We start from the raw sequence: 12,323 nt of genomic DNA on the forward strand, positions 1-12,323 counted from the left end.
AAGGGCTTTTCAGGTTGTCCGGCGGATCGGCGGCCGGAAGAGCCACCCGGGGATCACACCCGGGTCCATGCGTTTCGAGACCATTGATAGAAGTCGAGATCGACCACGACAAGGCGAAGATCAGCTCCACAGCTGGAAAGCCTGCTTTCCCATGCACAACTGCAAAGCGGCTTGCCGCAAGATTCCGCAGCAGCTACGCTGTTACTCGCAAGCCCTGCCGGTCCCTAGAGGACCACGTTGGTGCATCCCCCCGCAATATATCCAAAGGTGTCACATGGGTGACCACATGTTCGTCGTGACCGGCGGACCCGGATCGGGCAAAAGCAGCCTGATTGATGTGCTTGCAAAACGTGGGCTACACACCATGCCCGAGGCCGGGCGCGCCATCATCCAGGATCAGGTGCAGATCGGCGGCTCTGCGCTGCCTTGGGCAGATCGGGTGCTGTTCGCCGAACAGATGCTGGGATGGGAGCTGCGCTCTTACCGCGAGGCCGTCACCCTGCCTAGCCCGGTTATGATGGATCGCGGGCTTCCTGATGTTCTGGGGTATCTTACACTTTGCGACCTGCCCGTCCCCGGCCACATACGCGCAGCGGCGAAGCAGTTTCGCTACAATCGGCTGGTCTTTCTCGCCCCTTATTGGGAGGCGATCTTCACGCAGGACACCGAGCGCAAGCAGGATCCGGAGGAAGCCATCGCAACGGCAAAAGTCATGGCAGCAACCTATGCGCGTCTCGGCTATGAACTTGTCGAATTGCCTCTGGCAGGGATTGAAGAGAGGGCCGACTTCGTTGCCAGCCGAATTTCGCAGCGCTGACTTGAGGGAAAAGCCAGCAACATGCGGCTGAAAGAGCTAAGGCCCCGGTCTTTCGACCGGGGCCTTGTGGTTTGGGGGATCATTCCCCCCGGTTGCCGTTGGGGCGCGACCAGATCAGGCTGTAGCCCTCGCCGTCCTCGTCATCGAAGAGGTTCGCGAAGATCGGGTGCGAGAAGCTCGGATCGTCCAGCTTCAGGCCCAGATAGTCCCGCCCCTCGGTCGAGCGCTTCGACCAGGCGGCGCCGATCTCCGCGCGGCCCACCAGGATCCGGTGCGTCGGAGCCTTGTCGCCCGTGGCCCGCAGGTCGGGGACGATGCGCACGCCCTTGGCCTGCACGCTCAGGGTGACGATTTCGCCGGTGTATTCGTTGCCGGTCTTCTTGAAGGTGCCGATGGTCGCCATTGTCTGTCTCCATTCTCTCGTGTTCGGGCCCGCTCCAGTGCGGCCTCGATGGCGATCGACAGGCCGAGGACGACGGCCGGCGCAGTCCCACCCGGGACCCTGACAGCACAGGCAGGGCTTTCTTGTCTTCCGCGAGGAATGGGCGAAGCCCAGGGGAAGAAAGTTCAACGACGCTGTTGCGCCGAGACGTCGAAGCGCGCTCGCGCGCTGGTCTTCGTCCAGATCAGCCCATCACAGAGGACGCATGCGAGCGGTCCCGCACCCACCAGAGAGACAGGAGACAGCGGCGATCCTGAAGGAACCGGCAGGAAGATCCGACTGGCAACCACCGGCGATGATCACCAAGGCAGTGAACAGGCCAGTGCGCGCGCCTCCCCACCGACCCTGCCGCCACGGGCAGGGCCCCGCACCAGATCGGATATGGACGGGCCGCTGGATGGTCACCTGTCGCCCACGCGCTCGACCGGAAACAGGGACTGGGCATTGAGCGCGATCAGAGCGTGCCACGGATCCACGGAACCCACGATCAAAGAGGCCGGAAAGAGGGAAAGGCCGATCCGTGCAAGCCCATAACGACCGGGGGGAAACCGCCAACCGATGGCCAAGGACGAAAGGCCGGTGCCGCCGTTTCAGGTCACCTCATCCCACAGCCCCTCGGCAATCTCGCGCGCAAGCATCGTTCGGGCTCTCGACAGCACGTCCGCGCCACTGGTGTCCATATGACCATAAAATCGGGCGCGACCGCCGGAGGCCAGCCAGTCTGCATAGTGGCAGTATTCCCGCTGATCGAGCCGGAACACCCGCAAGTCGTCCGCCCAGTTGGGCTTCGGCTCCACGACGACAGAAAGGCCATCCCGGGACTCTTCCCAGGGCAAGCACCGCTCTTTGGGCGGGTTGCTACGATCTTCGGCGAAGATCGTGTCGATATCGGTCGAACGCGACATAGTGACGTGCTCCAAAAAGAAAAGCCCGGTCACAAGGACCGGGCAGGATGGATCGAATGGGTGCAGGGCGGCCGGAGCTGCCCCGCATGGAAATCATTCTGCGGCGATGGGATGCGCCTGATCCTGCTCCTCATCTTCGGCAGGCTCTTCGTCCTCGCTGTCGCCCATGAGGAAGTCAGGCAAGGCGTCCGCTTCGGCGCCACTGGCATCCGCCGCGTCTGCGCCGGCATCCTGGGCGTCCATCCGTAGAGGCTCCGGCAACCAGCCACTGGAAGCCAGCAGCCGTTCGGCTTCCGCGGCCATCTCGCCCTTCTTCAGATGGTCGATCAGTTCTACCGCCTGATCGCCCACACCCTCGCGCACGGCCTCGAGGATGCGCGCCTTGGTGACGCGGCCGAGATAGTTGGCGACGGTCGGCTTCCAACCCGTCTCGACCAGATCGAGACCGGTCATCCGCGCGAGCCGATCCGCCTCATGCATGCGGCGATCCAGGCCATGCTGGCTGATGCCATTGCCGCTATAGGGGTTAGGACGCTCATAGAGCGCGTTGACCCCGAAGCTGAGGCAATGCGCCAGCAGAGCCTGACGGCTCGCCTCCCCCAGGGCATGCAGCCAGTCCCAGAGCCGATCATGGCCGTCATCGAGCGGGATATCCGCCCGCCAGGCCGCATGCCGCTCGTCGATGGCCTGCGCCGGGAGCGAATCACCGAGATCCGGTGCCTGCACCGACAGATGCACTTCGCTGACGCGGGCCTGCAGCGCGTTGCCCGAACTGCGGATGCCGAAGCAGTCGAGCACCAGCCGGTGGAGCAGCGCCGTCATCGCGATGCGCGGGTTGTTCGCGACAGCATCCCGCAGCGCGAGGGTCCGATGCGCGGTCAGTTCGATCACCAAGCGTTCCGGCAGCGGTTTGATCGCCTCGCCTTCGTCTTCTTCCTCCTCGGGCGCGGTGGTTTTTTCACTCCCGAGGGTGATGACCGCGCGCTGATGGCTGGCTTCCGGTTCGGCGCGCTGCAGGACTTCGCCGGTCTCGGGATCGACAATCTCGGGTTCCGGTTCCAGCGGTGCTTCGTCCTCCGCCCGGACATAGCCGCGCTGGATCAGCAGTGTGCCATCGACATCAAGGCTGACGAAGACCCCGGCCCGCGCCATTTGCGCCGGATCGTAGATCTTCGGCCGCATCTCGAAGGCGCCGAGGATTTTCTCGATTTCGCCCAGCCGGGCATCGACCTCGTCGGGGTATTCGTCCGCTTGCGAATACTCGGCCTCGAGCCGATCGTATTCGTCGCGCAGCGCTTCGCGGGTGGCGCGTTCGTCCTCGGTCAGATCGACCGTAGTGCCGATCAGCTGCCGCATGCCGTAAGCATGGCTGTAGGGGAAGCTGACCGCGACCTCGATCCAGTTCCAGCCCTCGGCGGCGATGATCTCGGCTTCGACTTTCAGCTTCTCGTTCACCAGCCGGTCGAGCAGCACCGCATCCTGCAGCCAGCCGCCATCGTCCTGCTGGAAGAGATCGCGCAGCACATAGCCACCTGCCGCCTCATAGGCATCGATGCCGACGAAGGTGACGCGCTTGTCGGAGGCCCTCACCGTGGTCTCGGTCAGCATGCGCCGGATCTGATAGGGCTCCTTCGACCAGCTGTCCTTCACCGCATCCCAGACCTGAACCTGGCGTTCGTGGTCCGAAGAGATGGTGAAGGCCATCAGCTGCTCCAGCGTCATGCCATCCTCGGCGTATATCTCGAGCAGTGCGGCCGCGACCGAAACCAGCCGCAGGCGCTGTTTGACCACCTTGGCATCGACGAAGAAGGCGGCCGCAATCGCCTCCTCGGTCATGCCCTTCTCGCGCATGGTCTGGAAGGCGCGGAATTGGTCCACCGGATGCAGCGGCGCGCGTTCGATGTTCTCGGCCAGCGAGACCTCGTCGATCAGCACTTCATCGGATGCATCGGACACAATGCAGGGGACCGGTGCAGTCTTGGCAAGGCGCTTCTGTTTCACCAGCACTTCCAGCGCGCGGAAGCGGCGGCCACCGGCGGGCACCTCGTAGAGGCCGGTCTCGGTGCCATCCTCGCCCAGAACCGGGCGAACGTGCAGGGACTGGATCAGCCCGCGCCGCGCGATGGACTCGGCCAGTTCATCGACCGAAACGCCGGCCTTGACGCGGCGGACGTTGGACTGGCTCAGCACCAGCTTGTTGAAGGGAATGTCGCGCGAAGACGATAGGGTGATCTTCTGAACGGCAGTGGCCATGTCAGATACTCCGAGGACGGGCGCCAGCGAGACCTTCTCTCCGGCTACCAACCCGTCATCGAAAACCCCGCCCCGCTCTCCCTCTAGCCGTGTGATCGCGGGGAAAGCCCTACACAGACGGAACCGGATCACCATTGGCGGACCCAAAGGATTGTGGTCGGCCGAGGAGAGCAGGAGCATGGCAGGCCTCCCAGAAAGCGGGAGCCTCGGGATGCCTCGGCAATATTGAACCACGACCGTATTGACACTGCTCGCGCGAGATATGCGCGTAAGAGCGCCCGGCGGCGGCATTCCCTTGATCAGCGCCTTGCCGCGAGGGATAGTAACATTGTTCCCCCGGCAGGTCCCTGCCAAGCATACCGCCGGGGCTTTCTTTTTCAGCCCGATGGGGCGGGTTTAGATATCCCCCCGTGCCCGCAGGCTGATTTCCCTGCCAGCACCGACGATGATGTGATCATGCAGGGTAAGACCCAGCGTTTTGCAGCCCTTCTGGATCTCCTTTGTCATCTTCAAGTCGGCGTCCGAAGGCTCGGGATCACCACTGGGGTGATTATGGACCAGGATCAGCGCCGACGCGTTCATCAGAAGCGCACGTTTCAGCACCTCGCGCGGATAGACCGGCACATGATCGACCGTGCCGACGGAGACCCGAACATCGGAAATCAGCCGGTTTTTCCGGTCCAGGTAGAGTACGTGAAAGCACTCGACCTCGCCGCGCACAGCCAGAGCACAATAGTCCAGCACGGCCTGCCACGAGGAGAGCATCGGGTTCTGGTTGAAATAACGCGCCAGAATCTCACGCGCCTCAAGGATGACGGTTTGCTCCTGCTCAGTCATCGGCCCGGCCTCCGGGCCCGCCGGCAAGCCTTGCGCCCCCATCGTCGTCATCATCTGACACGACGAATTGGAATTCTTGGGTGATGAAGTCGTTGAGCCGGATCGCCAGCTCCATATTCGTGGCAACCGAAAGGCCAAGAGCCATGAAGGCGGCGTAAACAGCGGTATCCACTTTTTCGTCGAAGGTTTGCATCAGGGGTCTCGCGGAATGAGAAGCCCGCCGCCCGCGCCTATAGGACTGCGGGCCTTTAGGCCGGGATGGGAAGGCACGCGGCAACCGAGGGCCAGGAGCCGGGCTGCCGCGAGGTGAAGGGAAGAATGAGTGCGCGAGGGGCTTCAGCCCGCGCGCTCGAGTAGCTTCTTGGCCTTGCCCTCGAGCTCAAGCCGGGTGTCCTGCTGGGTCTTGTCCCGCGCGAGACGCGTGATCCCCTGAACAAAGTCGAAGATGCTCTCGGGCGGGTGGCCCTCCTCCACCAGCACCTTATCGATGATCTTGCCCGCCTCGAGCTTCGAGAAACCGCGCTTGCGCAGGAAGGTTTCCCGGTCCTCGTCGGTCCGGGCCACAATCTGCTGACGGGCCGCCTTGATCCCGTTGATGAACCCCGAGGGTGAGGAATTGGCGAAGCGGGTCAGCGCCGGGGCGGCCTCATGCGCGAAGCGGGAGGCGGCATATTTCGAGTGGCGGATGGTGATCTCCTGGAATTCCTCCTGCCCCCAGATGTTCCGATTCTGGCAAACCGCGCGCAGGTAGAAACTGGCAATGCCAAGGGTCTTGGCCCCGACCTCTGAGTTCCAGCAGTAGAAGCCGCGGAAGTAGAGATCCGGCGATCCATCGGGCAGCTTGCCCGCCTCAATCGGATTGTGATCATCCACAAGGAACAGGAATACATCACGGTCCGAGGCATAGAGCGTGGTCGTGTCGCGGGTGATGTCGACGTCCGGGTTATAGACCCCGGTCGACCAGTCGAGTGTGCCCGGCACCTTCCAGCGGGTATCACCGGTGCCATTGCCCGCGATGCGCTGCACGGCCTCGACCAATTCGTGGTCATAGATCCGGCCATAGTCCGGGCCGGTGACTGCGCGCAGCTCCGTCCTGCCATGTTCGGTCTCGAAGGTCTTGATCTGCTCGGCCCGATGGCCCGAGAGGCCATACTGCAGATTGATACCAGCCAGCGGCGCGGGCAGCTGGCGCAGATAGGCTGCCGGCGCACCGACCAGACTTGCGAGCTGACCAAATGCCCAATGGGTCGGCGCCAGCGGCGCATCCGCCTTCGGCAGGATCAGCTGCAGCCGCTCGGGATTGTCGCGGCTGGCCTCGACATGGATCTTTGCCGTCTCGACGATGCGGGACGTGCTCCGTTCCGAGCGCGCCTTGACCGAGGCCCAGAGGTCATCGAGCGAGAGATAGCGCTCATCATCCGGCCGGTTGAACCATTCGGACGATACCCGACCGTTGCGCTCACCCCGGCTGACGTCCACCTTGTAGCCGCCGCGCACCGGGCGCGCGGGTTCCAGAATCTGCATAGTGTTCATGACAGTCACTCCGCGACGGGCCGCCGGAGGCCTCTCCCCCAGCCCTGACCCGTCACCGGCAAACCAGCCGCGCTCTCACTCTCGATCGGGCTTTTACCTATGGGCTGGCATTCCTAACGGGAGGAAAACCTGCTTCCGCCGAATTCTGACCGCATTGTTCCGGCAATATCACCTGCGGAATTACTGGGAGCGGGCATGACCGGGACAGTTTGCATCCTCGTGGATGGCGACAATATCAGCGCAAAGCATGCTGCTGCGATCTTGCAGAAAGCGAAGTCCTGCGGCGGTGCACGGATTGCGCGGGTCTATATGGATGCTCAGCGCATATCTGACTGGCACAGCGCAGCAGGGTTTAGGCTCGTACATGCTGGCACGGGCAAGAACGCGGCCGACCTTCTGCTGACCGTCGATGCCATCGAATTTCTGTTTTCACTCGATATCAAGAACTTCCTGATCGCCAGCTCAGACGGTGATTTCACGCATCTGGCCGCCCGGCTACGCGAGCGCGGCGCAACCGTGATCGGCGCAGGAGAGGCAAAGGCCCCCCAGAGCTTCCGCGCCTCATGCTTGGAATTTCTGGAGCTCGGACAGAGCGCGCCCACAGCCAGACCAGCAAAGCAGCCATCCAATCCGGCACTGCTCGACCTTCAGATCCGCAGCATGATCGCGACCCATAGCAAAAAGGGCGCCGGAATGAGGATCGCCGAACTCGCCCCCAGAATGCACAGCCAGCACGGCGTGAGGATCAGCACGCTGGCGGAGCGGACATGGCGCGCCTACCTCGTCGCCCGCCCGATGCTCTATTCCCTTGATCCGCGCGGACCGGATGCAATGGTAAGATTCCGGCCTGACGGCTTTGCAGCCACATGAGCCCGCGATCATCGGGATATGGACACCAAGGCAATTGCAGCAGCAGTTTCACTGTCCTATCAATGAACAGGATCAAAGGGGACGCCGATGACTGATTTCAACCTCGACGGGCTGTCGCTAAGCGAACTGAAGCAGCTGGAAAAGTCAGTCGCTAGGGCGATCACTTCCTTTGAGGAGCGCCGGAAAGCCGAAGCCCGCGCCAAGGTTGACGAGTTGGCCCGCGAACTCGGCTATTCTTTCGAAGATCTTGCCGAAGCGGTACCGAGCCGAAAGCGTTCTCCTTCGGTCGCGAAATATCGTCATCCCGAAAACCCGGAACTGACCTGGTCTGGTCGCGGACGGAAACCGGGCTGGATCGGCGACGCGCTGGCCGTCGGAAAATCGCTCGAAGATTTCGCTATCTGATCAACATTGCGGGGAACGTCAGACCCTCGCTCGCATTGCGAGACGAGGAAGCCATGCCCAATGACCTTGAGCGTAAGATTGCGTCTGTCTTGTCCAAGGCCATGGCGCTGATCTGTGTTCGTAATACTTGTCTTGAAACCCTGCATGCAGGCCCCGGAGTGGTCAGCCTTACCGGGGACTACTCTGATGTGATTGTGACCGACGCCAACGGCCGAGAGATCCCATGGTCAGAGGTCTCCAGGATCAGCGATGACGAGATGCGTGACTTGATGCGCGAAGTCGTCAATCGGCTCTACACATTCCAGTTGCGGGTCGGCGAACAAGAGTTTCGTGACTACCTGGACCGACAGCTCACCTCGACCAAAAACTGGGATGAACCCAGGCACGACTGGAACCTTGCGGGCAAAAAGCTGCGTGAAACGGTCGGGCCTGATGCGCCGGAAACCCCTAGCTAAGCCTGCTATCTCCGTGCCACTGCCCGTTAAGCTTGAGCCCCCAGAAAGTCACGTCCAACTTCCACTATATATAGCCGCATTGGCGAACGTTTTCGGCCGTACAAACGTCACTTGGGTCAGTCAAGCTGAAGCTTCAAAAGGCAACTGTGAGCGGTTTATGCAATGATTGAGTGGCTGATCGGTGCCGCAGTTATCGGACTGGTCGGAGATCTCTTCGGCGCATCGCGCCGACAGGCATCAGTTCCGTCACACCGGACCATCGGTACGCGCCCTGAATTGCGTCTAACTCCTACGGAGATTGAGCACCGGAGGCCGGAAACTACCTGGGATGTCGCGAAGTTTCACGAGTTAGCGGCGGCTTTGGGCTGGCTTGAAAGCGCTTCTGGGTACCCTGCAGCTTGCTTGACGCCTCCGATCCTCTCCGAGGCTGCGAAATATCAAGGCTTCTTAAAGCAGCAACTGGCTCGCGTAGAAAGCGTGATTGAGGACAAGAGCGTTTGTGCTCGGATCCGGGGCTTCTTGAAAGATCCCAAACTTGCCAGAGAAGGCGCCATAGCCGCCCACATGGATCGCGAGCTCGCCCTATGGGAGCGCTTTCTCGATGGAGTCGAGTCTCAGCCGCTCACAGCCGAACAGCGGCGTGCCGTGCTCAGCGAAGAAGACGCCACCCTCGTCCTGGCTGGTGCTGGGTCAGGCAAAACGAGCGTCATCACCGCGAAGGCGGCTTACCTGCTGAAATCGGGAATCCGTGAGGCAGGACAAATTCTTCCGTTGGCCTTTGGGAAAGAGGCTGCAAATGAGATGGCCACCCGCATGGGCCGGACCTGTAACGTGCCCGTCAAGGCGTGGACATTCCATGCGTTGGCCTACCACATCATCGGTCAAGTTGAGGGCACCAAACCACCTCTTGCTTCGCATGCCGGAGACCAGAAACTGTATTCTGAGGTGATCCGGCGGATTCTTCGGCATCTGGTCGCGACTGACGAAAAAATCGCGAATTTGATTGTCGATTGGTTCACTCAATTCCCCATCAACTGCGGCAGCGAATGGGACTACGAGACCAAGCATGCGTGGTATACCCATGTCGAAAGCCTCAATCTTCGAACGCTTCAAGGCGAAAAAGTTCGCAGCTATGAAGAATTTCTGATCGCTAACTGGCTGTATCGAAACGGCATCGAGTATGAGTACGAGCCGCTGTACGAACACCGCCTCCCAGAATCAGGGCGTCGAGGATATACTCCAGATTTTCGCCTAACCGAGAGCGGCATATACCTCGAGCATTTCGGTGTCCGGAAAGAGAAATCGCTATTTGGTCTACCTGATCGCTTGGTCACCGCCCCATTCGTTGATCGTGAAGAATACCTCACGTCGATGGACTGGAAGCGGAAAGTACATGCCAGCTTTGAAACCCAACTCATCGAAACCTATAGCTACGAACGCCAAGAAGGGCGCCTTCTCGAGGCGTTGGCTGAAAAACTTGGGCCGCACGTAACGATACGACCGCGGCCACTTGAGTCCATCTATGACCGCGTCGTCGAGATGGGACATGTCGATAGCTTTACGCAGCTACTTGGCACGTTCCTGCTTCAATTCAAAGGCGGCAGCTATACCGTAGAAGCCTGCCGATCAAAGGCGGAGAAGCTCAACATGGGCGGCCGTGGCAGGGCGTTTCTGACGGTCTTTGATCCCGTTCTCCGCCAATATCAGCATGAGCTGAACGAGAGAATCGACTTCGAGGACATGGTTCTTCGAGCCACCGAATACGTCGGCAGCGGGGCTTATCAAAGCCCGTTCCGGCATATCCTCGTCGACGAATTCCAAGACATCTCGCAAGATCGGGCACGTCTTGTCGGTGCCTTGAAGGCCCAGCATCGAGATGCCCGAATTTTCGCGGTTGGGGATGACTGGCAGTCTATCTACCGCTTTGCCGGGGCGGACATCCATATCATGCGCGACTTTGGCTCCAAATTCGGCGGTGAGTTCGGCCCAAAAAGGGACATCCATCAAGTCGTCGACCTCGGCCGCACCTTCCGATCGGTAGACAAAATCGCTCTCGCAGCGCGACGCTTCATTCTTCAAAATCCAGCACAAATAGAAAAGACGATCATTCCGGCCGGCGAAGCAGCGGGCCCTGCGCTTCGTGTGGTTTGGACGAAAAAAGCTAAGCAGGAGGGCGACCTCCTGGAAACCTTGACGAACCTGGCGGAGCTCAGTGCCAAGGATCGCAGCACAGGCAAGGTGGCTAGCGTTCTTCTCTTGGCGAGGTATCACCACGAGCGACCGGAGAATATGGCGGCTATCGGACGAAAATTCCCGAAGCTGTCGTTGAGCTTCAAAACAGTTCACGGTTCGAAAGGGCTGGAGGCCGATCACGTCATCATACTTGGATGCAACAACGGCAAGTACGGTTTCCCGTCCGAAATCACCGATGATCCGATCCTGAGCTTGGTCTCACCGGAAGGAGAGCCATTCCAACACGCCGAAGAACGGCGGATCATGTATGTGGCGATGACCCGTGCACGCTCAACCGTCACGCTGCTGGCGTCCGAAGCCGAGCCCTCATGCTTCGTACGGGAGTTGGTTTCCGATACCGAGTATGGTCTAGCAACTTCGACCGGATCGATGGCAGGGCATATCCCTTGCAGAGAATGCGGTGGCCGCTTGCTTCCCGCGCCCGCGCGGGATGGACGAGTATGGTACAGATGCGAGCACAGCCTCATGTGCAGCAACTACTTGCCAGCCTGCAACCACTGCGGGATCGGGATGCCCACAGTTTCAGAACCTTTGGGGGGCCTCGAATGCTCACATTGCGGGACCAACCACCATCAATGCCCGAAGTGCTCGGATGGCTGGCTTGTAGAAAGACACGGGCGCTACGGAGATTTTTTCAGTTGTATTCGCTACCCTGATTGCACAGGAAAGGCATCAGCGACGGCAATCAGATTACGTGAAGCAGAACAAATAGAGGGTGCGGGCGGATTCAAGCTGGCTTCCGTCACGCCTAGAACCCGAACACGATGATATTATGAGCCAGAAAATCTGGCTCGTCGCGATGCCTACGACTCCTTAGCCAAAATCGAACGCAAAACAGAACATAGCAACGAAGAGCATACAGAGGAAGGAACGTCAGTGTTTGGCCTTTTTAGGAAGGAAGCCCAGAGCAAGCTTCGCGTCATGGGGCACGATTTAGAAGTCATTTCAATAACTCGCGACGGACAGATACTTTTCACTGGAGAGTCTGCCAGAAGGTTCCCAAAGGATCACTTTGAGGGTAAGATCATGGAGATCGCATTCCTCTGCAAGTCTGGTAGTCCATACTTTGCCTACTATACCTGCACGGATTACTATTTCGCGGTTGCAGCACCTGGCGGCTCCGCATCCTTTGGAGGCCCATTAGAGACCGAAAAATTCAGATCAGCTGTTTCGCAGGCCATCGGGGCATTTCTGATAAAGTTCTTGAAGGATTCTCTAAAGATTGATGCCAGTCGGGAAATTGTGTCTTTCAGTCATAATCGCGTCCACACAAACGTACTCGCATACGTTTCTTCGATAGGAAACTGGGCGCCGATCCAACACAATGACACAGAAGATGACGAGACATCTGAGAGAAAGGTGGCTGCCGTTGATAGTGGGCGGATCAAGCTCTTGGACGTCATCGCCGTAAACGAGGTATCTCCATCGGCTTAACGACGAAGTGAAATCTACGGCGGCGACCCGGTGTATGCCTCAAGCTTGAATGTGGAGAGCGTTAGATTTTAGGCGTGTTATCGCCGCCAATTACGGCTAGTTCATAAAAAGAACGGCGA

Annotated in this window: 12 protein-coding genes and 1 other annotated feature; of the genes, 6 read left to right on the top strand and 6 right to left on the bottom strand. The window is 59.9% G+C overall.

What is annotated here, in order from left to right; genetic code table 11:
- Window positions 1-12 precede the first annotated feature (12 nt).
- Window positions 13-70 (bottom strand) — a sequence feature (sul1 is cis-regulatory element that is thought to sense ions involved in sulfur or methionine metabolism; They are found in Alphaproteobacteria).
- Between the two features lie 204 nt (window positions 71-274).
- Window positions 275-817 carry an AAA family ATPase gene (locus DRF71_RS23940; RefSeq protein WP_198672346.1) on the top strand — a complete coding sequence of 181 codons (543 nt, stop codon included), beginning with the start codon at window positions 275-277 and terminating at the stop codon, window positions 815-817.
- Between the two features lie 79 nt (window positions 818-896).
- Here DRF71_RS23940 and DRF71_RS23945 read toward each other — a convergent pair whose 3' ends face one another.
- The 6 genes from DRF71_RS23945 to DRF71_RS23970 form a co-directional block, all read right to left on the bottom strand.
- Window positions 897-1,220, bottom strand: a complete 324-nt coding sequence (locus tag DRF71_RS23945; protein ID WP_112312959.1) for a DUF736 domain-containing protein — start codon at window positions 1,218-1,220, stop codon at window positions 897-899.
- A gap of 629 nt (window positions 1,221-1,849) precedes the next feature.
- On the bottom strand, window positions 1,850-2,164 hold the full coding sequence (locus DRF71_RS23950; RefSeq protein ID WP_112312995.1) for a hypothetical protein: 315 nt from the start codon (window positions 2,162-2,164) through the stop codon (window positions 1,850-1,852).
- A gap of 93 nt (window positions 2,165-2,257) precedes the next feature.
- Window positions 2,258-4,417, bottom strand: coding sequence for a ParB/RepB/Spo0J family partition protein (locus tag DRF71_RS23955; RefSeq protein WP_112312960.1), 2,160 nt, complete (start codon window positions 4,415-4,417; stop codon window positions 2,258-2,260).
- 396 nt (window positions 4,418-4,813) lie between these two features.
- Window positions 4,814-5,254: a JAB domain-containing protein gene (locus DRF71_RS23960; protein ID WP_112312961.1), complete on the bottom strand. Its 441-nt coding sequence runs from the start codon at window positions 5,252-5,254 to the stop codon at window positions 4,814-4,816.
- Complete coding sequence (locus DRF71_RS23965) at window positions 5,247-5,447, bottom strand: hypothetical protein (RefSeq protein ID WP_112312962.1); 201 nt, start codon at window positions 5,445-5,447, stop codon at window positions 5,247-5,249. The genes DRF71_RS23960 and DRF71_RS23965 overlap by 8 nt, the downstream gene beginning before the upstream one ends.
- A 143-nt stretch (window positions 5,448-5,590) precedes the next feature.
- Window positions 5,591-6,787, bottom strand: a complete 1,197-nt coding sequence (locus DRF71_RS23970; RefSeq protein ID WP_112312963.1) for a DUF932 domain-containing protein — start codon at window positions 6,785-6,787, stop codon at window positions 5,591-5,593.
- 195 nt (window positions 6,788-6,982) lie between these two features.
- Between DRF71_RS23970 and DRF71_RS23975 the strand changes: the two genes are divergently transcribed.
- The 5 genes from DRF71_RS23975 (at window position 6,983) to DRF71_RS23995 (ending at window position 12,204) form a co-directional block, all read left to right on the top strand.
- Complete coding sequence (locus tag DRF71_RS23975) at window positions 6,983-7,657, top strand: NYN domain-containing protein (protein WP_112312964.1); 675 nt, start codon at window positions 6,983-6,985, stop codon at window positions 7,655-7,657.
- Between the two features lie 87 nt (window positions 7,658-7,744).
- Window positions 7,745-8,062, top strand: a complete 318-nt coding sequence (locus tag DRF71_RS23980; RefSeq protein ID WP_112312965.1) for an H-NS histone family protein — start codon at window positions 7,745-7,747, stop codon at window positions 8,060-8,062.
- A gap of 53 nt (window positions 8,063-8,115) precedes the next feature.
- Window positions 8,116-8,517: a CHAD domain-containing protein gene (locus DRF71_RS23985; protein ID WP_112312966.1), complete on the top strand. Its 402-nt coding sequence runs from the start codon at window positions 8,116-8,118 to the stop codon at window positions 8,515-8,517.
- 162 nt (window positions 8,518-8,679) lie between these two features.
- Entirely contained in the window at window positions 8,680-11,538 is a 2,859-nt protein-coding gene (locus DRF71_RS23990) for a UvrD-helicase domain-containing protein (protein WP_112312967.1), read from the top strand.
- A 108-nt stretch (window positions 11,539-11,646) separates the two neighbouring features.
- Entirely contained in the window at window positions 11,647-12,204 is a 558-nt protein-coding gene (locus tag DRF71_RS23995) for a hypothetical protein (RefSeq protein WP_157971265.1), read from the top strand.
- Window positions 12,205-12,323 lie beyond the last annotated feature (119 nt).

Source organism: Pseudogemmobacter bohemicus (assembly GCF_003290025.1).
GTDB classification, from domain to species: Bacteria; Pseudomonadota; Alphaproteobacteria; order Rhodobacterales; family Rhodobacteraceae; genus Pseudogemmobacter; species Pseudogemmobacter bohemicus.